The 22,088-nt window shown below is 66.4% G+C and carries 16 protein-coding genes; 7 read left to right on the forward strand and 9 right to left on the reverse strand.

The window, feature by feature from the left end:
• Positions 1-356: 356 nt before the first annotated feature.
• Positions 357-680, forward strand: coding sequence for a thioredoxin (trxA, locus tag FHR94_RS10125; protein WP_183325598.1), 324 nt, complete (start codon positions 357-359; stop codon positions 678-680).
• Positions 681-752: 72 nt separating this feature from the next.
• Here trxA and FHR94_RS10130 read toward each other — a convergent pair whose 3' ends face one another.
• Positions 753-1,853, reverse strand: a complete 1,101-nt coding sequence (locus FHR94_RS10130; protein WP_183325599.1) for an AI-2E family transporter — start codon at positions 1,851-1,853, stop codon at positions 753-755.
• Positions 1,854-2,020: 167 nt separating this feature from the next.
• On the opposite strand from FHR94_RS10130, the gene FHR94_RS10135 reads away from it, so the two are divergent.
• Positions 2,021-2,791: an SIMPL domain-containing protein gene (locus tag FHR94_RS10135; RefSeq protein ID WP_183325600.1), complete on the forward strand. Its 771-nt coding sequence runs from the start codon at positions 2,021-2,023 to the stop codon at positions 2,789-2,791.
• A gap of 199 nt (positions 2,792-2,990) precedes the next feature.
• Here FHR94_RS10135 and serS read toward each other — a convergent pair whose 3' ends face one another.
• Positions 2,991-4,268, reverse strand: a complete 1,278-nt coding sequence (serS, locus tag FHR94_RS10140) for a serine--tRNA ligase (protein ID WP_183325601.1) — start codon at positions 4,266-4,268, stop codon at positions 2,991-2,993.
• A 208-nt stretch (positions 4,269-4,476) separates the two neighbouring features.
• Between serS and FHR94_RS10145 the strand changes: the two genes are divergently transcribed.
• From FHR94_RS10145 to FHR94_RS10160, 4 genes are all read left to right on the forward strand, one after another.
• A complete protein-coding gene (locus FHR94_RS10145; RefSeq protein ID WP_183325602.1) occupies positions 4,477-7,707 on the forward strand; it encodes an FAD-binding and (Fe-S)-binding domain-containing protein in 3,231 nt (1,076 codons plus the stop codon).
• A gap of 106 nt (positions 7,708-7,813) precedes the next feature.
• Entirely contained in the window at positions 7,814-8,875 is a 1,062-nt protein-coding gene (locus FHR94_RS10150) for an efflux RND transporter periplasmic adaptor subunit (protein WP_343064661.1), read from the forward strand.
• 17 nt (positions 8,876-8,892) lie between these two features.
• Positions 8,893-12,063, forward strand: a complete 3,171-nt coding sequence (locus tag FHR94_RS10155; RefSeq protein ID WP_183325604.1) for an efflux RND transporter permease subunit — start codon at positions 8,893-8,895, stop codon at positions 12,061-12,063.
• A 14-nt stretch (positions 12,064-12,077) separates the two neighbouring features.
• Positions 12,078-12,278, forward strand: coding sequence for a DUF2905 domain-containing protein (locus FHR94_RS10160; protein ID WP_183325605.1), 201 nt, complete (start codon positions 12,078-12,080; stop codon positions 12,276-12,278).
• A gap of 167 nt (positions 12,279-12,445) precedes the next feature.
• On the opposite strand, the gene FHR94_RS10165 is transcribed toward FHR94_RS10160, so the two are convergent.
• Together FHR94_RS10165 and FHR94_RS10170 are read right to left on the reverse strand one after the other, a co-directional pair.
• Positions 12,446-13,003, reverse strand: a complete 558-nt coding sequence (locus FHR94_RS10165; protein WP_183325606.1) for a hypothetical protein — start codon at positions 13,001-13,003, stop codon at positions 12,446-12,448.
• A gap of 336 nt (positions 13,004-13,339) precedes the next feature.
• A complete protein-coding gene (locus tag FHR94_RS10170; protein ID WP_183325607.1) occupies positions 13,340-14,626 on the reverse strand; it encodes a hypothetical protein in 1,287 nt (428 codons plus the stop codon).
• Between the two features lie 227 nt (positions 14,627-14,853).
• Between FHR94_RS10170 and FHR94_RS10175 the strand changes: the two genes are divergently transcribed.
• Positions 14,854-16,923 carry a TonB-dependent receptor family protein gene (locus tag FHR94_RS10175; RefSeq protein ID WP_183325608.1) on the forward strand — a complete coding sequence of 690 codons (2,070 nt, stop codon included), beginning with the start codon at positions 14,854-14,856 and terminating at the stop codon, positions 16,921-16,923.
• Here FHR94_RS10175 and trpC read toward each other — a convergent pair.
• The 5 genes from trpC to FHR94_RS10200 all read right to left on the reverse strand — a co-directional run bounded on the left by trpC (position 16,920) and on the right by FHR94_RS10200 (position 21,874).
• Entirely contained in the window at positions 16,920-17,720 is an 801-nt protein-coding gene (gene trpC / locus FHR94_RS10180; RefSeq protein WP_183325609.1) for an indole-3-glycerol phosphate synthase TrpC, read from the reverse strand. The genes FHR94_RS10175 and trpC overlap by 4 nt on opposite strands.
• A gap of 28 nt (positions 17,721-17,748) precedes the next feature.
• On the reverse strand, positions 17,749-18,768 hold the full coding sequence (gene trpD, locus FHR94_RS10185) for an anthranilate phosphoribosyltransferase (RefSeq protein ID WP_183325610.1): 1,020 nt from the start codon (positions 18,766-18,768) through the stop codon (positions 17,749-17,751).
• 15 nt (positions 18,769-18,783) lie between these two features.
• Positions 18,784-19,392: an anthranilate synthase component II gene (locus FHR94_RS10190; protein WP_183325611.1), complete on the reverse strand. Its 609-nt coding sequence runs from the start codon at positions 19,390-19,392 to the stop codon at positions 18,784-18,786.
• 50 nt (positions 19,393-19,442) lie between these two features.
• Positions 19,443-20,930, reverse strand: coding sequence for an anthranilate synthase component I (gene trpE, locus FHR94_RS10195; RefSeq protein ID WP_183325750.1), 1,488 nt, complete (start codon positions 20,928-20,930; stop codon positions 19,443-19,445).
• A gap of 278 nt (positions 20,931-21,208) precedes the next feature.
• Positions 21,209-21,874: a phosphoglycolate phosphatase gene (locus FHR94_RS10200; protein ID WP_183325612.1), complete on the reverse strand. Its 666-nt coding sequence runs from the start codon at positions 21,872-21,874 to the stop codon at positions 21,209-21,211.
• Positions 21,875-22,088: the final 214 nt, after the last annotated feature.

Consider the following 22,088-nt stretch of genomic DNA (forward strand, 5'->3'; position numbering starts at 1 on the left):
AATGAAATATGATTACCATATAGCATAACATGACAAGCCGGCGGCACCAGGCCAGCAACAGGCCACCGTGGGGCCAGGGCTATCGCAGTTACGCAAAGCGAAGGGCGCTGGGGCAAGCCGAAGAGGAGGTCCTACGCCAGGGATGGCGTCGGTAGCGCCCAGGGAGGGGTTTACAGCGCCTCCTCATAGGCTTGTCGCCAGATCAGCCCCGAGCGATGGAAGCTATCTTCGATAACCCTGACCGTGAGGCTCGGAGATTTGCCAGCACCCCGGACGACCGCTAACATCGACCGACCGGGCATGCGTGGCATGCCACCCCATCCGCTCGATGCAGCGCAACGTAACTGGAGATTCACATGGCCAACAACGTCGATGTCACCAATGCCAACTTCGAGCAGGAAGTCCTCAAGGCCGACACGCCGGTCCTGCTCAAGTTCTGGGCCCCGTGGTGCGGCCCCTGCAAGGTCATGGCGCCGGTGGTCGACGAGGTCGCCGAGGAGCGCAACGGCAACCTCAAGGTCGTCAGCATCAACGTAGACGATGCCCCGGAGATCGCCGCCGAACAGGGGGTGCGCGGCGTACCCACCGTGATGCTGTTCAAGTCCGGTGCCAAGGTCGCCTCACTGGTCGGTGCTCAGTCCAAGTCCCAGCTGACCCAGTTCATCGAACAGAACACCTGAACGGCACCCACGCTATCCCGCTACCCATCGCCCCGGGCCCTCCCGGGGCGATGGCGTTTCAGGTCCCCAAACTCACTCGTCCTCCTCACCGTCACGTCTGGAAGGCGGCCGGTCGGCCTGCTCCACCGGTGTGCCATTGCCCGGTCCTAGCAGGTGTGCCAGCCAGCGGGTCTGGGGGTGGCTGTCCAGGGCGATCTTGAGCGTCATGGTCAGTACCACCGACAGCAGCATCCCGACCGCGCCGAGGATCCAGCCCCAGACCACCAGCGAGAGGAAGGCAATGAAGGTGGAGAGCCCCAGCGCCTGCCCCATGACCCGAGGCTCGACGAGGTTGCCGAGCACGAAGTTGACTCCCAGATACGCCGCCGCCAGCAGGAAGGCCTGTAAGATCCCGCCATCGGGGGAGACCAGCAGCAGTAGAACCGGCGGCACCGCGGCGATTGCCGAGCCGATGTTGGGGATGAAGTTGAGGGCGAAGGCCAGCACGGCCCAGAGCAGGGGAAACTCCACGCCCACCAGCTTGCAGGCGACCCAGATCAGGGCGCCGGTAGCCAGGCTGATTAGGGTCTTGACCGCCAGGTAACGCTTCAGCGTCACGCTGAATTCGCTGACACGACGCAGGCTGGGTGCCGGATTGGCCAGGGCGCGGGAGAGCTTGTCGCGGAAGTTGAGCGTCTCGAAGAGCAGAAACATCACCAACAGGGCCACCACGATGCTCTGCATGAGCAGATTGCCCACCTCACCGATCAGCGCCGGGACCCAGTTGCCGAGTTGTTCGGCGTCGAGCATATTGGCCAGTCGATCGGTATCGATGGCCAGCCCCAGGCTCGCCAACCGGTCGAGGATGCCCAGGTAGTATTGATAGAGCTTCTGCTCGATCCCCGGCAGAGAATCCACAAAGGTGTCGAAGCTGTTCACCAGCAGCAGCCCCAGCAAGGCCAGCATGCCCCCGATCACCACCAGGGTCAGCCAGACCGCCAGGCGAGGGCTCACTCCCAGGCGCTCCAGCCACTGCACGGGAGCCGTACAGACCACGGCGATGAACAGTGACAGCAGCAAGGGCACCAGCAGGCTGGAGCCGGCCCGCATGCCGGCGATGATGATCACCAGCGACGCCAGCGCCAGGACCAGGTTGAGGGGAATGCTCTGGCTTTCGTCCTCGGGAAGGGGCATGGCCCAGGCTCTCCGGATGGGATGGAATGCTCATGATGCCGCCTGAGGGGGTCGGGTACAACGCACCCGCCAACGGCCGCCATCGCGTCGGGAACCCAGGGCGATGATGCCTTTCCAAGACTCCGTCGAGTCCGACACAAGCCATCCGATGCTACAAGGAGAGTGCCATGTTATTCCTTCGCCCACGTCCGGCCCTGCTGGCCGCCCTGCTCGCCGTGACGGCCCTGGGGAGCATCACCGCCCAGGCCGGGACCACCGACAGCCCACGGCGCCTAGAGGTGCAGGCGCGCGCTGAACTGGAGGTGGTGCCTGACCAGGCGACCCTGAGTGCACGGCTCTGGGAGCACACCCCGGCTGTCGCCCGTAAGGACGATACCACCGACCCGGACGCCCTGCGCGAGGCCCGAGAGCGCCTGGAAGCCCGAGCGGCCACCCTGATCGAGACGCTGGAGGCCGCGGGCGTGCATCGGGACGCCATCCAGGCCGGTTCTTTGAGGGTGCAGCCCGAGACGCTGCACGAGCCGCCCCGGCCGGAGGGCAAGGCCATGACGCTTTCACGTACCCGCCTGGAGCGCCCCTTCGAGATCGAACTCGCCGAACTCGACACCCTGCCCACGGTCCTCGACGCCCTGACCGATGCCGGCGTCAATGCCTTGGACGGTGTCACCTATGACCTGGCCGACCGCGACGCGGCCACCGACCGGGCCCTGACCCAGGCGCTGCAGAAGGCACAGCACAAGGCCAAGCTGATGGCCACCACCCTGGGGATCACGCTGGGTGAGGTCCTTGGCGTCAGCGAGACCCAATCGCCCGTCTACCAGCCCCGCATGATGGCCATGAGCGCCGACGCTCGCGAAAGCACGCCACAGGCCGAGTATCGGCCAGGCACCATCACCCTGGAGGCGGGGGTCAACGTCAGTTGGGAGATCGCGCAGTAGCGCCCAGCGCCCAGCGCCGAGCGCCGAGCGCCGAGCGCCGAGCTGCTCATTGACGGGCGGCGGTGTTGAGGAGCTATCAGAAACAGAACTCAGCACGAGAAACTGCGAAACCCCACCCGGGCCGTGCCCTGAGTGGGGTTTCTCTTTGCTGCTCACGTGATGGTAGGCATTATCCTGCTGGGCGCTGGGCGCTAGGCGCTTACAGATTGATCGTCTCGATCCCGCCCATATAAGGGCGCAACGCCTCGGGTACGCTGATCGAACCGTCGGCGTTCTGGTGGTTCTCCATCACCGCGATCAGGCAGCGGCCCACCGCCAGGCCGGAGCCATTGAGAGTATGCAGCAGTTGCGGCTTCTTCTGGTCCGGATGGCGGAAACGGGCTTGCATCCGACGCGCCTGGAAATCCTCGCAGTTGGAAACCGAGGAGATCTCCCGATAGGTCGCCTGGCTCGGCAGCCAGACCTCCAGGTCATAGGTTTTGGCCGCGCCGAAGCCCATGTCGCCCGCACACAGGGTAACCACGCGATACGGCAGCGCCAGCGCCTGGAGGATCGCCTCGGCGTGGCCACGCATCTCCTCCAGGGCCTCGTAACTGGTAGCCGGATCGACCAGTTGCACCATCTCGACCTTGTCGAACTGGTGCTGGCGGATCATACCGCGGGTGTCGCGGCCGTGGGAGCCGGCCTCACTGCGGAAACACGGGGTATGGGCGGTAAGCTTCACCGGCAACGCCCGGTGCTCGAGGATCTCGTCCCGGACGAAGTTGGTCAGCGGCACCTCGGCGGTGGGAATCAGATGGAACCCCCGTTCGTCGTCGAGGCGGAACAGGTCCTCGCCGAACTTGGGCAGCTGGCCGGTGCCGTAGAGGGACGCCTCATTGACCATGTAGGGAACGTAGCATTCCTGGTAGCCATGCTCGAGGGTCTGGGTGTCAAGCATGAACTGCGTAAGGGCCCGATGCAGCCGAGCGATAGGCCCGCGCATTACCGCAAAGCGCGAGCCGGTGAGCTTGGCGGCCAGTTCGAAGTCGAGATCCCCCTTCAGGGCGCCCAGGTCGACATGGTCGCGGACCTCGAAATCGAACGCTCGCGGCGCACCCCAGCGGTGCAACTCGACGTTGTCCGCCTCGCTCTCCCCCTCGGGCACACTCTCGTGGGGCAGGTTGGGAATCCCGCTGGCGATCTCGTCCCACTCACCTTGCACCTCGGCCAGCTGCGCCTTGGCGGCATCCAGACGCTCGCCCAGGTCGCTCACCTCGTCGAGCAGCGGCTGGATATCCTCGCCTGCCGCCTTGGCCTTGCCGATCGCCTTCGAACGGGTGTTGCGCTCGTTCTGCAGACGTTCGGTCTCGGCCTGCAGCTCACGCCGCCGGGACTCCAGCGTCCCGAGATGCTCGATGTCGAGCTTGAAGCCTCGCGTGACCAGTCGTTGGGCGACCGCACCTGGGTCGCTGCGCAGCAGTTTGGGATCGAGCATGGCATCCTGTCCGTTGCAGTCGGAGAAAAGTGAAAGGTGATGAGCTGGTTCGGCCGGCACCGCCGGCGGCAAGAAATCAGACCGCCCATTGTAGGCAAAAGCCCGTCGCGGCGCCACGCGCCGGGATGCGCACCACCGGCCTCTCGCGGTAGAGTAAGGCCATCCTTTTCCTGCCCGCCCGGGCCGCGACCAAGACCGAACACGACACATGATCGCACGACTGGACACCGCCCCAACGAGCCTCGCCGAGGGCCTCGACAGCCACTACCTGCGCTTCCTCGAGGCCCTGGCGGATGCCGGCTTCGAGGGTGAGATCGCCCCGGACTACGCCAACCGCACGGTGCTGGCCACCGACAACTCCATCTACCAGCGCCTGCCCCAGGCGGTGCTCTACCCCCGCCACGCCGCCGACCTCGAGCGCATCGCCCGCCTCGCTGATCGCCAGGACCACCGCCAGGTGGTGCTCGCTCCCCGGGGCGGCGGCACCGGCACCAACGGCCAGTCGCTGACCGATGGCCTGGTGGTGGATGTCTCGAAGCACATGAACGCCATCCTCGACATCGACGTCGAGAACCGCCGGGTGCGCGTCCAGGCCGGGGTGGTCAAGGACCAGCTCAACGCCGCTCTCAGGCCCCACGGGCTGTTCTTCGCCCCGGATCTGTCCACCTCCAACCGCGCCACCCTCGGCGGCATGATCGCCACCGACGCCAGTGGCCAGGGCAGCTGCGAGTATGGCAAGACCCGCGATCATGTGCTCGAACTCGACAGCGTGCTGCTGGGCGGCGATCATCTGGTCTCCTGCCCGGTGACCGACGACGAGCTGGAAGCGCTCTGTGCCCGTCAGGATCGGATCGGCGCGGCCTACCGCACCGCCCGGGCAATCATCGACACCCAGCGCGAGCAGATCGCGGCCACCTTCCCGCCGCTCAACCGCTGCCTGACCGGCTACGACCTCGCGCACCTGCGCACCGCCGACGGCCGGCTCGATCTCAACAGCCTACTGTGTGGCGCGGAGGGATCGCTGGCCTTTACCAACGAGGCGGTGCTCAAGGTGCTGCCGATCCCCAAGCACTCGACCCTGGTCAACGTGCGCTACGCCGGCTTCATGGACGCCCTGCGCGACGCCAAGGCGCTGATGGCAAGCGGTTCTTCACACGACCAGCCGCAGGCGCCCAACGCGTTGCCCACCTCCATCGAGACGGTGGACGACAAGGTGCTGCTGCTGGCCATGGAGGACTTCGTCTGGGACAGCGTGGCCGAGTTTTTTCCTGCTTCCAGCGAGACGCCGGTGCGGGGTATCAACCTGATCGAGTTCAACGACGACGACCCGGCCTGCCTGGCCGAGCGGGTCGCCGCCTTCACCCGTCACTTGGAACAGGACGAAAGCGTCCCGCGCCTCGGCTATACGCTGGCCCAAGGCCGTGAACAGATCGCCCGGGTCTACGGCATGCGCAAGCGCGCCGTGGGGCTGCTCGGCAATGCCCAGGGCGAGAAGCGGCCGATCCCCTTCGTCGAGGACACGGCGGTGCCCCCGGAGCACCTGGCCGACTACATCGCCGACTTCCGCGCCGCCCTCGACGCCCGGGAGCTCGAGTACGGCATGTTCGGTCACGTGGATGCCGGTGTGCTCCACGTGCGCCCGGCCATCGACATGAAGGACCCCGAGCAGGAGGCGCTGATCCGCGAGGTTTCCGACGAGGTGGCCGCGCTGACGCGGAAGTACGGCGGCCTCTTGTGGGGCGAGCATGGCAAGGGGGTACGCTCGGAGTACGCCCCGGCCTTCTTCGGAGCCCTCTATCCCAGCCTACAGCGCGTCAAGGCGGCCTTCGATCCCCACAACCAGCTCAACCCGGGCAAGATCGCCACGCCGCTCCTTACCCCGCCCGACGCCGCGGGTAGGGCTCCCACCCAAGATGAAGTGCACTCAGCCGACAGCGAGACGCCAGCGAACGACGACGAGAACGGCGAGCAACTCGTGAAATGGGTCGATCCGGGGCTTTTGACCATCGACGGCGTGACCACCCGCGGCCAGCTCGATCGCCAGATCGACGAGAAGGTCTGGCAGGCCCACAGTGCGGCCGTCTACTGCAACGGCAACGGCGCCTGCTACAACTACGATCCCGATGACGCCATGTGCCCCTCCTGGAAGGCCACCCGGGAGCGGATCCACTCGCCCAAGGGCCGTGCCAGCCTGATGCGCGAATGGCTGCGCCTGCAGGGCAATGCCGGCACCGATGTGCTCGAGGAATCACGCAAGAAACAGACCGAGGGCACCTGGGGCTTCGTCAAGGACTTCCCGCTGCGCCTGAAGAACACCCTGGCCCGGCGACGCGGCGAGGCCGACTTCTCCCATGAGGTCTATGACGCCATGGCGGGGTGTCTAGCGTGCAAGTCCTGCGCCGGCCAGTGCCCGGTAAAGGTCAACGTGCCCGAGTTCCGCTCGCGCTTTCTCGAGATCTACCACGGCCGCTACCTGCGCCCGGTCCGCGACTACCTGATCGGCGGCCTGGAGTTCCTGGTGCCCTGGTTGGCCCCGGTGGCACCGCTCTACAACGCCGGCCTGGACAACCGCCTGGTGAACCGGTTGCTGGCAGGCCCCATCGGCATGGTCGACAGCCCGCGGCTCTCTCGGGCCCGCCTCAAGAAGCAGCTTAAAGCGTGGGGCGTGGCGGAGGCCACTCCTACGGCACTTGGCCTGCTCACCGAGACCCAGAAGGCGCGCAGCGTCATCCTCGTCCAGGACGCCTTCTCCAGCTACTTCGAGTCGAGGCTGGTAATGGATATCGTCGAGCTGCTCTCGCGCCTGGACATCCGAGTCTTCGTGGCACCCTTCTCGCCCAACGGTAAGCCACTGGATGTCCAAGGCTTCCTCGGCGCCTTTGCACGCACCGCCGACAAACAGGCTCGGCGTCTGCGCACCCTGGCACGCTTCGGCGTGCCGCTGGTGGGGATCGATCCGGCGATGACCCTGGCCTACCGCCAGGAGTACGTGAAGGCACTCGGCCCGGACGCCGTGCCCGAGGTGCTGATGCTGCAGGAATGGCTGGTCTCGCTCGGCCGCTGGGTGGCGCCCGCCGGCCTTGACCTCGCCGAGGAGCCCGGCTTCCGGCTGCTCTCCCACTGCACCGAGAAGACCAATGCGCCGGGCAGCCCCAAGGCCTGGCAGCAAGTCTTCGCCGCCTTCGGCCTCGAGCTCGAGCTGGTGGCTACCGGCTGTTGTGGCATGTCCGGCACTTACGGTCACGAGGCGCGCAACCGCGAGACCTCGAGGACCATCTACGCCCAGTCCTGGCAGCCACTGGTGGAGGACGAGGCCAATGCCGGCCGCCTGCTGGCCACCGGGTACTCCTGCCGTAGCCAGGCCAGGCGGTTCTCCGACCAGGCCCTGCCCCACCCGCTGCAGGGCTTGCTGCAGAAGCTGCGCATTGCCCAGGATTGATCGGCGAATGTCATGGCTAACGGAACTCGCCGTCCTCAACTGGACCGAAACAGACGGCAGGTCGACCGTTGGCGACAGTGTCTCGCCGCCTTTCACAAGGAGAACCGTGCTCCCGTCTCGATCCGTGCGTTGCCTTTTCAGCCTGAGCCTGCTGCTCGGATTCGCCTCCCCGCTGCTGGCGCAGGACACCCTCGTCACCACCGTCCGGGTCGAGGAACGCGCCGTCGTGACAACGACCGACCTCAACGGCAGCGTCACGGCGCCACGCACCGCCCATCTCTCCAGCGATGTGGAGGGGCGCGTGACCGAGCTGCCGGTCTCGCTCGGCGACCGCGTACAGGTCGGCGACCTGCTGCTGACCCTCGACGCCGAGGAGGTCGCGCTGCAGGTCCGAAGCGCCGAGGCGGACGTCAGCGAGGCGCAGGCGACACTGAACAATGCCCGCCGTCGACTGCAGGAAGGTATGCGCCTAGGCGAGGGCCGCAACATCGCCAGCAGCGAGCTGAGCCAGCGCGAGACCGATGTGGCCATCGCCGAAGCCGTTCTCGAGCGCCGCCACGCCGAACGCGACCGGCTCGACGCCCGCCTCGAACGGCACTACCTGCGTGCGCCCTTTGCCGGCCGGCTCACCCGGCGCGACGTGGAAATCGGCGAGTGGGCCACGCCGGGCACGCCGCTATTGACGCTGGTCGACCTCGAGCGCCTAACCCTGGATTTCAACGTGCCCTTGGCGCTACATCACCGCCTCGGCGACGCCGAACTCGAGGTGCGCCTGCCGGGCGACGAGACGTGGCTCGCCGCCCGCCCCATCGCCGACGTCCCCCTCGAGGAGACGAGCTCGCGCCAGTTCCTGTTGCGTGCCGTGCTCGACGCCTCCCCTGCTCTACTACCGGGCATGGCCGTACAGGGGCAACTGCTGCTCAGGGACGAACGGGGGCCGGTGGTGCCAAGCGACGCCCTCATTCGCCGCCCGGACGGCAGTGTCAGCGTCTGGCTGGCCCACGAGGAAGACGGCCAATGGCACGGCGACGAACGCCGCGTCGTCACCGGGCCCAGCCATGACGGTTACACCGCCATCGAACAAGGTATCGATGCCGGCGAGCGCGTCATCGTGAGAGGCAACGAGCGGCTCGAGGAAGGCCAGCGGCTCATCCTGGATGACGAGTGAAGGAGCACTGATTCGCCATGTTTGCGGCCATTATTCGTCACGGCGTGATGGTCAGCGTGGCGGCGCTGATCTTGCTGGTGCTGGGCCTCGCTGCCATCTGGCGCATTCCGGTGCAGATGATCCCCGACCTGGAGGTACGCACCATCGGCGTCGAGACGCGCTGGCCCGGCGCCACCCCCCAGGACATCGAGAAGGATATCCTCATCGAGCAGGAAGAGTATCTGCGCAACGTGCCCAACCTGGCACGGATGGAGTCCACCGCCACCACCGGCGCGGCCGAGATCGAGCTCGATTTCCCCTACGGCATTGACCTCACCGAGACGCTAATTCGCGTCAACAATGCCCTGAGCCAGGTCCCCTCCTATCCGGCCAACGTCGACCAGCCACGCATCGTCGCGACCTCCTTCTCGGCCAACGCCTTCATGTACTTCAACGTGGCACCCCGCGATGGTAATCCGCGTGATCTCGACATGGCGGCGCTGCGGGATTACCTGGAGGACAATGTGCGCCCCCGCCTGGAGAGCGTGGAGGGTGTCTCGGAGGTCAGCGTGTCGGGCGGCGCCGCGCGGCAGATGCAGCTGCTCATCAACCCCGATGCCCTGGCCGACCACGCGCTGGGCATCGACGACCTTCGTCGCGCCCTGCAGGCCCGCAACCAGGACGTCTCCGGCGGCGACCTGGAAAGCGGCAAGCGGCGCTACCTGCTGCGCACCGTGGGGCGGTTCCGGGACATCGCCGAGCTCGAGTCGCTGATCCTGGCGCGCCGCGGCGATGCGATGATTCGCCTCGCCGACGTCGCCGAAGTGCGTCTCTCCCACGCCGAGCTGACCTCGCGCTCTTTCAATGGCGACGGCGACCCCGTACTCAGCGTCCAGGTGCGTCGCGAGCCCGGCTCCAATGTCATCGACATCAAGCGGCGTATGCTGGCCGAGGTCGCCTCGCTCAATGCCGGCCTGTTCGCCGAGCAGGGCCTGCACATGACGCTCTCCAGCGACGACGCGCGCTATGTCGAGGCTTCGATCGCCAACGTCTGGACCAATCTTGGCCTGGGGGCGCTGTTCGCCACCCTGGTGATGTTCGCCTTCCTGCGCTCGCCGCGCGCCACCCTGGCTGGCGTCATCGGCATTCCCATCTGCACCATCGCCGCCTTCCTGGGACTGCTGCTGGCCGGACGCACCCTCAACGTCATCTCGCTGGCCGGGGTCGCCTTCGCCATCGGCATGACCATCGATAACACCATCGTGGTGCTGGAGAGCATCGAGACCCAGCGGCGTCGCGGCCTACAACGCTTCGAGGCTGCACTGGCCGGCGTGCAGCAGGTGTGGCCGGCCGTGCTGGCCTCCACCCTGACCACCGTGTTGGTCTTCGTGCCCATCTTCTTCATCGAGGAGGAGGCTGGCCAGCTCTACTCCGATATCGCCGTGGCCATCGCCACCTCGATCCTCGCTTCGCTGGTCGTCGCCATCACCGTGATTCCCACCCTAGGCGCCCACCTCGACTTCCACGGCGGCACCACCTCCGACGAGCGACGAACACCACGCTGGATGCGGGCCACACTACGCCTGGTCGACGTGCTGATCGCCTCCGCGGCGCGACGCTGTGTGGCCATGGTGCTGACCATCGGGAGCGGGCTGGCGATCTTTCTCTGGCTGACGCCCCCGGCGGCCTACCTGCCGGAGGGCGAAGAGGCCAAGACCTTCGCCAGCATGAACGCCCCGGCGAGCTACAACCTCTCGACCATGACGGCCATCGCCGAAGAGCTTAAGGCCGAGCTGCTGCCCCACGTAGGCGCCGATCCCAGCGACTTCGACGAGGGCCGAAGCGAGATTCCCGCCATGCGCACCCTGGGCATGCAGGTCGAGGCGCAGGGTCTGCGCATCATCGCCGAGACCCGCGACCCGGGCCATATCGAAGCGCTGATGGACGCCTTGACCGAACGCTACGAGGCCTATCCCGACATGCGCGCCTTCGCCGCGCGCGGCTCGATCATCTCCAGCAACGACGCCGGCACGCGCAGCATCACCCTGGACATCGCGGGCAACAATCTCGCCGAGCTCTATGCCGCCGCCAACCGCCTCTACGCCCGGGCCCAGGAAGTCTTCGACAATCCGCGCATCCAGTCGCGCCCCGCGGCGCTGGAGCTTGGCCAGCCCCTGATCGAGGTGCATCCCGACTGGGAGCGCGCCGCCGAGGTGGGCCTGGAGGCCGACGCCCTGGGCACCACCGTGGCCGCCCTGACCGACGGCACCTACCTAGACGACTTCTATCTCGATGACCAGAAGATCGACCTCTACGGCTACGGACCCGGCATCGACAACGCCGACCTGGACGACCTCGCCGACCTGCCGGTGCACACACCGCTCGGCGTCACGCTGCCGCTGGGTCAGCTCGCGGACATCCGCGAGACGGTGGCCACCGCCATGCTGCGCCGCGTGGATGGCCGTCGCAGCGTGACCCTCGACATCATTCCGCCGGAGGGCGTGCCGCTGGAAGCGGGCATCGAGCGGGTGAACCGCGAGGTGATCGGCCACTTACGCGAAGCAGGCGAGCTGCCCGGCAGCATCGATATCAGCCTCACCGGCGCCGGCGACCAACTGGATGCCACCCGCGACTCGCTGTCGGACAATGGCCTGATTGCTCTGGTCATCGTCTATCTGCTGCTGGTGGCGATCTTCGCCCACTGGGGCTATCCGCTGCTGATCCTCGCCACCATCCCCCTGGGCGCCGCCGGCGGCATCGTCGGCCTTGCGCTGATGAACCTGGTGGGCGGCTGGCTACCGCGTCTGGGGCTCGCCGAGATCCACCAGCCCTTCGACATGATCACCATGCTGGGCTTTCTGATCCTGATGGGCACCGTGGTCAACAACCCCATCCTAGTGGTGCACCAGGCCCGCGAGAACCTGCGTCACGCCACCGACGACGTGCGCCAAGCCGTGCGCGACGCCGTGGCCAGCCGCCTGCGCCCCATTGCCATGACCACCCTGACCACCCTCGGCGGGCTGTCGCCGCTGGTCTTTTTGCCCGGCGAAGGCACCGAGCTCTACCGCGGGGTGGGCGCCATCGTGCTGTTCGGCCTGCTCGGTACCGCCTTCATGACGGTGACCTTCCTTCCCGCCCTAACCGTGACCCTGCTGTCACGAACCGGCGGTCACCGATACGGTCCCTTGAAGCAGCAAGAGCCCGTTTGAGGAGGATTCGGCCCATGTCCCGCGCCTTGATCGTCATCGGCCTCGCCATCGTCGCCATCGGCCTGCTCTGGCCCTGGCTCTCCAAGCTGCCCCTCGGGCACCTGCCCGGCGATATCGTCATCCGCCGCGAGAACTTCTCATTCTACTTCCCCATCACCACCATGATCCTGGTGAGCCTCGTGCTGTCGGGGATTGTGTGGCTGTTCAATCGGTGAGGCGGACCCGATTTTCCACTTTTCCCTCTGCCAGGCACAGCCAGCCTGGCGACCGGAGCACGACAAGGTGGCCATCGTGGTCTTGTGTGCCCAACGCCATGTCTGGCGCACCATAAAAAAAGCAGCCCCCGGCAGGGGCTGCTTGGTTATGGAGTCACTCCTGATCCTCAGAAGTTGAGCCCCATACCGAAGGTATAGGCCCAGGCACCATCGTCGAAGTTGTCTTCGGCGCTATCACTGCTATCGAACAGGAACTGGTACTCGGCCCTGGCCTGAATAAAGGTGGTGGCCAGCAGATAGTACTTGAGGCCGGTTTCCAAGCCGGCGATACCGGTGTCATTCACGCCGTCACCGTAAATACCGCCGATCGAGGCCCCCACAAAGGGACGGGCCGCGCCCTGGCCGAAGTGGTAATCGACAAAGCCGCGAGTGCTACCGTTCCAGAAGTCGTCCGACAGATCCTCGCCTTCCACGTCGGCGAAGTTGATGCTCTGGCGAATACCGGCCAAGGTGCGGTCGGACAGGTACCAACCGTAGTCGCCGGAAATACCAAAGCTGCTGCTGTCGAAGTCCTTGTCGCTGCTACCGGTACCGGAAAGGGCGAACTCCTGATCGCCTTCTTTGGGACCTATCGTGCTTTGCCCCCCTTGTGCCATGGCATAGGAGGAAGACAGAAGTGATGCACCAATCAGCACGGCCAGCGAAGCATTTGTGAGCATCTTCATGGTAATACCTCAGATTAAAATAACGCTTAATCAAGTACTTTCGTTTTCTATTGCTCCCCGGGGTTCAAGCTACTGGTCATCCGAGCCACTGTGCCGAAAACGGTCATTGTTTTTTTCTGTCAATCCTTGTTACCGACAGTAACCAGAGAGCCTTTCGGACACTGACAAGTATAGAAGACGGCACAGCATTGCGAGAAAGACATGACAATGCTGTGATAAGCGCTATCCCGTTTCCGGCGTAAGGGGAACGCCGTGCCGGCTGCTTCCTCCTCATTACCCTGATCCTGGTGAGCCTCGTGCTGACGGGGATTCTGTGGCTATTCAATCGCTATACGCTTAATTGGGATGCCAGCGTTCCATATGCTGGGCGTGGGTCTCAAGATAGGCGCCCTGGTGGAAGAAGGTGTCGTAGAAATCGAGATCCAGATGATGCGCCTGAAGATAGGGCATCAGGTAGATCGAGGGCACGGTGCCGGGAAACTTGCCGAAGGTATCGAAGACGTACTGTGCCTGTAGCGCAACACAGTCCCGGAAAGCCGCATCATGCCGCTGGGCGGCTCGGCGGACACGGGGGGTATCTTTCCACGGACCCGGCGTCTGTTCATTGAAAGGCCCGCCCGGGCCGAACTTGCGCTCGACCACCGCCTCGACCGCCGCTCGCATGTCGGGGTAATGTGGCGGACAGCACGCCTCCATCACGCCCTCGCGCCCGGTCACGTTGGGCAGCGCCCAGCGGTCGTCCTCGTCGAAGCGAAAACCGAGACCGGGCACCTCGGGATCGCCACTCGCGCCTAGCATGGACAACGGGTTGATGCCATTGAACATCCAGCCGCCAAGCCCCATCGCCTGCAACATCAGCGTCCCGGCATAACAGCTTGTCGAAAGCTCGGCGGTCAGCTCGGACAATGAGAGCTGCTCGACAAAGGTCAACGGCAGCGGATCATCCATATCGGCGAGGGCCGAGAACTGCTCGACGCCCGGGATGGTACGGCCGTTCACGTCATCCATCATCACCTGGCCATTCTGCAAGAGATAGCAGAGATTCAGGATGACATGCTGGGCCAGGTCGCCGACGGGGATGACCAGGAGCGTGCCGGGCCGGTTCGCGACCCAGGTGTTGTGCGCCTCAATATGCGGCACCTCGCAGGGCAGGCCGAGGCGGCCGTCCTGCAACTTGCGTATATTGGCCCGTAGCCCCTCGAGGAGGCCTTCCACATCAGACCGGCCGTCCGCGTCCCGCTCGACCGGGGGCGGTGTGTCGCGATTGTCGAGTACGTAGAGCCCCGCATCGTCGGTGAAGAAGGTCTTGGAGGTGTGAAAGCCGGCAGCCGAGGGAAAGGTGCGGCCGCTGGCCGAGCCGGCATAGTTCGACAGGTGCGGGGCATAGATTTCCGCGCGATAGATCATGTTGTGCCAGCCGGTATTGCCGGCGCAGGCGGTGACCACCAGCAGCGTCTCCAACTCCGACAACGGCATCGGCGCATGCTTCGAGGTGTAGGCAAGCACCCCGTCGGGGATGTCCGCCCCACGGAAGAATCGGCGACTCCGTCGACCCGTGAGCGCCTCGACCAGCCCGAAGCGCATCATGTCCGAAAACCCCTCGGGAATATTTGTCTTGACCATCTTCTGCCTCCGATCATTCGCGGCTGAGGGTGAGTCTGCATGATTCAGCCTAGAAGCGGTCGAAATGTGGCACCAGAGGCACATGAGTCGAGAAGAGGTCGTTTATGCCATGGCGTTCCTTCTCGGCGACTTGATGGGCAAGATCAAACGGCAACGCGGGCGAGGAGGTTCACCATCAACGCTACCCTAGGGTGAAGGATCTCGAACCGACACAAGGAGCGTGTGCCATGCGCTATCGCTTGACGCCTCTGTGGCTGGCAGGACTAGTGGTCGTGCCCATCGCCTGGGCTCAGCCCGAGCCCACGGGAGACGACGCCGCACCCGAGGCTTTGCCCACCATCACCATCAGCGTGCCGCGCCTGGCACGCAGCCTCGTTGAGACCCCAGCGGCGGTCTCGGTAGTGACCCGCGAGGAAATCCGGCGGGGCCAGCAGGGGGTCCGGCTGGACGAGGCGCTGGTGCGAGTCCCCGGGGTCTTCCTGCAGAATCGCGACAATTTCGCCCAGGGCCAGCGCATCTCCAGCCGGGGCTTCGGTGCGCGGGGCACCTTCGGCATCCGCGGGCTGCATATCCGCGTCGACGGCATCCCCTACACCCTTCCCGACGGCCAGGCGCAGATCGATGCCGTGGATCTGGACAGCGCCGAGCGCATCGAGGTGATCCGCGGCCCCGCCTCGGTGCTCTACGGCAATGCCGCCGGCGGGGTGATCGACATCACCACCGGCGACGGTAGCGAGCTGCGCCATTCCCCGGTGATCCGGCTTCAGGGCGGTAGCGATGACTTCACCAAGCTCTCCCTGCGCCAGGGCGGTGAGCGCGGCGACTGGGTGCACAGCGTCAGCGTCTCGGCGCTGGATTTCGACGGCTATCGCCAGCAGAGTGCGGTGGAGAAGCGCCTGCTCAACGCCCGGGTCGGCTACCGGCTGGATGACGATCGCACCCTCTCGGCGCTGGTCAACCTGCTCGACATGCCCACCGCCGAGGACCCCAGCGCCCTCACCCGGGAGGAGGCCGCCGAGGACCCGCGCCAGGCCCGCGACGTGGCCATCGCGCTGGATTCGGGCCAGACGGTGACGCAGCAGTTGGTCGGGCTGCACTACGCGGACCGCGCTTTCGCGAGTGGCGAGCTCGAGCTTCGCGGCTTCGTCAGCCGCCGGGACTTCGAGCAGCAACTGCCCTTCCCCGGCAGCAGCCTGATCGACTACGCGCGCCTCTACTATGGCGGCGGGGCCGACTACACCGGGGCCGGCACTCTGGTCGACAAACCTCTGCGCTACGTCGCCGGCATCGACCTGGCGCGCCAGGAGGACGATCGTGGCCGTCGGGCCGTGGATGGCCAAGGCGCAGTGATCGGCAGGACCGCCGACGAGCAGCAGAACGCCACCGCGGCGGGGGTCTTCGTGCAGGGCGAGCTGGGCCTTACCGAACGGCTCGAGCTGAGCGCCGGGCTGCGCCATGACCGGGTGCGCATGACCATCGACGACCGCTTCCTTGCGGATGGCCGTGATGACAGCGGGGAGCGCACCTTCCGGGAGTGGACCGGCAGTCTGGGCCTGAGCTATCGCTATCAGCCCGACCACCAAGTCTATGCCACCCTCGGCAACGCCTTCGAGACGCCGACCTTCACCGAGTTCGCCCGGCCGGACGGAGGCGGCGGTTTCAACCCGGCGGTCGAGCCCCAGCAGGCCCTGAACCGTGAGGTGGGGTTGCGCGGCGTCTTCGGCAACGGCCTGCGCTACGAACTGGTGGCCTTCTCGGTGGACGTCGACGACGAGTTGATCGGTTTCGAGGCCACCGACGGGCGCACCTTCTTCGAGAACGCCGGCCGCACCTCGCGGGACGGCATTGAGCTGGGCCTGGACTGGAGCCCGTCGCTCGCCTGGCGCGGGACGAGTGCCTTGACGCTCGCCGACTACCGCTTCGAGCGTTTCGAGGACGACGGCCAGGACATCGCCGGCAACCGCCTGCCGGGACAACCCCGCCAGGTGTGGCACAACGCCCTGACCTGGTACGGCGACGGCCAGCGCTTCGCCACCCTGGAGGCCCAGTACACCGGCGACTACTACGCCGAGAACGCCAACGAAGTAGCGGTGGACGACTATTGGTTGATCAACCTGCGCGGCGGCGATGCCTGGCGGCTAGGCGGCGGCGACACGCGCCTGGCCTGGAACCTAGGCATCCGCAACCTGCTCGACACGGCCTACTTCGAGAACGTGCGCATCAACGCCTTCGGCGGGCGCTTCTTCGAGCCCGCCGCCGGGCGCACCTTCTACGCCGGCGTGGAGCTCGGTTTCTAGAAGAACAGCCGGCGCAGCGCCTCGCCGGGCTCGTCCTCGCGCATGAAGGCCTCGCCGACCAGGAAGCCGTGGACATCGTGCTCGCGCATGCGCAGCACGTCGTCGCGGGTGTGGATACCCGACTCGGTGACCACGGTGACGCCAGCCGGGATCCGCGGCAGCAGCTCCAGGGTGGTCTCGAGGCGGGTGTCGAAGGTGTGCAGGTCGCGATTGTTGATGCCCACCAGGGCGAGGTCGAGCCTGAGCGCCCGCTCCAGCTCGTGGACGTCATGGACCTCCACCAGCACGTCCATGCCCAGCTCCACCGCCTGCTGGTACAGGTCGGCCAGGCGAGCGTCGTCCAGGGCGGCGACGATCAGCAGGATGCAGTCGGCACCGATGGCCCGGGCTTCGCTGACCTGGTAGTCGTGCGCGATGAAGTCCTTGCGGATCACCGGCAGCAGACAGGCCTCCCGGGCCTCGATCAGGTAGTCCTCGTGGCCCTGGAAAAAGTCGGCATCGGTCAGCACCGACAGGCAGGCGGCGCCTCCCGCGGCGTAGCTGGCGGCGATCTCGGCGGGGCGGAAGTCCTCGCGGATCACGCCCTTCGAGGGCGAGGCCTTCTTGACCTCGGCGATCACCGCCGGGTCCCCCTCGTCGATGCACGCGTCCAGGGCCGCGATGAAGCCACGCGGGGCACTCTGCCGGCGGGCCAGGTCGAGCAGTTCGGCCTCTGACACCGCCTGGCGACGCTCGGTGACCTCGGCGTCCTTGCGCGCCAGGATGCGGGTCAGGATGGTGGGAGTGGCCTCGGTCATGGCGCTCTCCTCGATAGCGACGGCGGGTTCATTGGGCGAATACCCGGGTAAAGTTGGCGAGTTCCCTGAGCTTCTCCAGGGCCAGCTTGGCATCCTGGGCATCTTGGGCCATGGTCACCCCTTCGGCGAGGTTGTCGGCGACCCCGGAGGCGTAGAGCGCCGCGCCGGCATTGAGCGCCACGATATCGGCTGCCGGTCCCTCGCCCACCAGCGCCTTCTCCACCAGCCGCAGGCTGTCCTCGGCGGTCTTGACGCGCAGCGGGTCCAGCGAATGGCGCTCGATGCCGAAGTCCTCGGGGGCGATGCTGTACTCGCGGATCTCGCCCTCTCGGAGCTCGGCGACCTGGGTCGGCCGAGCCAGGGAGATCTCGTCCAGGCCGTCCTGGGCATGCACCACCAGCACATGCTCACTGCCCAGGCGTCGAAGCACCTCGGCCATCAGTGGCACCAGTTCGGGGGCATAGACCCCCAGCACCTGGTTGGGGGCACCGGCCGGGTTGGTCAGTGGCCCGAGGATGTTGAACAGGGTGCGCACCCCCATCTCGCGACGCGCCACGATGGCATGGCGCATCGCCGGGTGATGATTGGGGGCGAACATGAAGCCCACGCCGACCTGCTCGATGCAGCGCGCGACCTGGTCGGCCTCCAGGTCCAGGTCGATGCCGGCGACGGAAAACAGATCGGCACTGCCCGAGGACGAGGAGACCCCGCGATTGCCGTGCTTGGCCACGTGGCCGCCGGCGGCGGCGACCACGAAGCTCGCCGCGGTGGAGACGTTGAACAGGTTGGCGCCGTCACCGCCCGTGCCGACGATGTCCACCAGGTTCTCGGCATGGACCCGGACCGGCTTCATCAGCTCGCGCATCACCTGGGCGGCGGCACTGATCTCCTCGGCACTCTCGCCCTTGATCGCCATGCCCATCAGGAAGGCGGCGACCTGGGCATCGCTGGCCTCACCCGTCATGATCCGCTGCATGATGGCGTGGGTCTCGTCAAAGGTCAGGTCCTCGCGGCGCATCAGGGCGCCGAGGGCGTCTCGCATCTGCATCATGTTCTCCTCGAATCAGGCACGGCCCAGCGGCGCTTGAGGGCGACGTTCTAGAAAGTTGGCCAGCAGCGCATGGCCCTGGCGGGTGAGGATCGACTCGGGGTGGAACTGCACCCCCTCGATATCCAGCTCACGGTGGCGAAGGCCCATGATCACGCCCGGGGTGACGTCATCGTCATCGCACCAGGCGGAGACTTCCAGGCAGTCCGGCAGGCCCTCGCGCGCCACCACCAGCGAATGATAGCGAGTCACCTCGAGGGGATCCTCGAGCCCCGCGAACACCCCCTGCCCGGTGTGGCGGATGCGCGAAGTCTTGCCATGCATCACCTGGGGCGCGCGCACCACCTGACCGCCGTAGACCTGGCCGATGGCCTGGTGCCCCAGACAGATCCCCAGGATCGGCAGGCGGCCGGCGAAGTAGCGAATGGCCGCCATGGAGAGCCCCGCCTCGTTGGGGGTGCAAGGGCCCGGGGAGATCACCAGGTGGCTGGGCGAGAGCGCCTCGATCGCCTCCAGGGTGATGGCATCGTTGCGGTAGGTGGCCACCTCGGCGCCCAGCTCCCCCAGATACTGCACGACGTTGTAGGTGAAGCTGTCGTAATTGTCGATCATCAGCACGGACATGGCTCGCTCTCCGGCAGGGCCCGACACGGCGCGGGCCGGCAGTTCAGGGGTCATTCGAGGTTGTCCAGGCCATGCTCGGCCATGGCCACGGCGCGGAAGATGGCGCGGCCCTTGTTCAGGGTCTCCTGCCATTCGAGCTCGGGGTCGGAGTCGGCGACGATGCCGGCCCCGGCCTGCACGTGGAGCTCACCGTCCTTGATCACCGCGGTGCGGATGGCGATGGCCGTGTCCATGTTGCCGTGCCAGGAAAGGTAGCCCAGGGCGCCGGAGTAGACGCCACGCTTGACCGGCTCCACCTCGTCGATGATCTCGAGTGCCCGGATCTTCGGCGCCCCGGACACGGTACCGGCCGGGAAGGTGGCGCGCAGCACGTCCATGGCCGAGAGCCCAGGCTGTAGGCGCCCGGTGACGTTGGACACGATGTGCATGACGTGGGAGTAGCGCTCCACCACCATCTTGTCGGTGACCCTGACCGAGCCGGTCTCGCTGATGCGCCCCACGTCGTTGCGCCCCAGGTCGATCAGCATCAGGTGTTCGGCGAGTTCCTTGGGATCGGCCAGCAGGTCCGCTTCCAGCTCCAGGTCCTCCGCCTCGCTGTGGCCCCGCTTGCGGGTGCCGGCGATGGGCCGTACCGTGACTTCGCCGTCCTCCAGGCGGGTGAGGATCTCCGGCGAGGAACCCACCACCTGATGATCACCCAGGTCGAAGTAGAACATGTAGGGCGAAGGATTGAGGCTGCGCAGGGCACGATAGAGGTCGAGCGGCGGCGCCTGGTAGGGGATCGACATGCGCTGGGAAGGCACGCACTGCATGACATCCCCGGCCAGCACGTACTCCTTGATCTGCTCCACCGCGGCCTTGAAGCCCGCCTCGGTGAACCCCGAGGAGAAGTGCCCCTCCTCCACCGCGGCCCGGCCGGTGCCGGGGCTCGCGGTGTCCAGGGCGGTGCGGCGCAGGCGCGTCTCCAGACTCGCCAGGCGTGCCACGGCGCGTTCATACGCCTCGGGCTCGGCGGGATCGGCATGGGTCCACAGCGTCAACCGGCCGGAGAGGTTGTCGAACACCACCAGTTCGTTGCAGACCATCAGCAGGATATCCGGCACGCCGATGGGATCGGGCTTCACGACGCCCTGCAGGCGCGGCTCGATGTAGCGGATCGTCTCGTAGCCGAAGTAGCCCACCAGGCCCCCGTCGAAGCGTGGCTGTTCGTCCAGGCGCGGCACCCGGAAGCGCGCCTGGAACCGTTCGATCCAGGCCAGCGGATCCTCGACTTCGACGGCCCCCTGCGCCTCGCCATCGACGACATGGGTAATGGTGAAGCCCCGCACCTCGATGCGCTCGTGGCACGGCAGGCCGATGATCGAGTAGCGCCCCCACTTCTCGCCCCCCTGCACGGACTCGAGCAGGAAGGTCCAGGGCTCGTCGGCCAGCTTCAGGTAGGTGGACAAGGGCGTGTCGAGATCGGCCAGTACCTCGCGGGTGACCGGGATGCGGTTATAGCCGGCATCAACCAGCTCGCGGAAACGTTCGGGGGTCATCATGACCGTGTCCTCGCTCGGAGATGCAACGATGGGGAGGCGTGCGGCGGCACCTGCCGCCTCAGGGCGCGAGCATCACCATCGCCAGCCGCCGGTCACGGCGTGCGGCGGAAACGGGGCGACGACGGCCGGACCAGGGCCGGCGTCGAAGGGCAGGAAGGCATCCAGCGTCATGCGGCTGTCCATCGAGATGAGTCCAACGAGACGAAGCGGTCAAGCGACGCGCTATAGCGAAAAATTATCGATTCTATTTTGCTTATAGCCTATATCGAATCACACTAAACGAGATCGGCCAGCGATTCAACTATCCCGTCGGGCCGGCTGTCGGCCACCGGCTCGCCATGGTTATAGCCATAGGGCAGCGCCAGGGTGCGAAAGCCGGCCGCCTTGCCCGCCGCAATATCATGGCGCGAATCCCCGACCATCAGGCTCGCCGCGGGCGCCACCTCGAAGTGAGCCGCCGCATGCCGCAGCGGGGCAGGATCGGGCTTCTTGCGGGCCAGGCTGTCGCCCCCCAGGCACAGGCCAAAATATGCCTCGAGGCCGACCCCGGCCAGGATCGGGGCGATGAAGGCGCTCGGCTTGTTGGTCACCAGCGCCAAGGGGAGGCCCCGGCCGTGCAACGCCGCCAGGCCCTCCCGGACCCCCGGATAGAGCCGGGTGCGGGCGCTCGGCGCGCGGCCGTAGTGGGCGAGGAAGCCGTCATGGGCCCGCGCGAGCAGGGCCTCGTCGGGGGCGACGCCCCGCGCATCGGCCAAGGCGCGTTCCATCAGCTTGAGCGATCCGTTGCCCACCCAGTCACGCACCCTCGCCGCGCCCGGCGGCGGCAGGCCGAGGTCGGCCAGGGTGGCGTCCACCGCCGCGGCCAGGTCGGGGACGGAGTCGACGAGGGTGCCGTCGAGATCGAAGACCACCAGGCGGATGCCGAACAACAGCGGGTGCATGACACATTCCTTGAACGAAACAGGCTCGGAAAAGAGGTGGCGCGGCGAGCACTGACCACGACATGCATGTAATATTACTAAAAAATCTTGCGAATAGGCGGCTAGAGGCATAGGCATCGCCGCGCAAGAAGCATATCCTAGAGAACAGACGTCGCCATCACCAGGTCGTGAGCCCTCATGCCCGTCGTCGCTGTGGGCGCCTCGCCCCGAGGCC

It is taken from the genome of Halomonas cerina (genome assembly GCF_014192215.1).
Taxonomy (GTDB): domain Bacteria; phylum Pseudomonadota; class Gammaproteobacteria; order Pseudomonadales; family Halomonadaceae; genus Halomonas; species Halomonas cerina.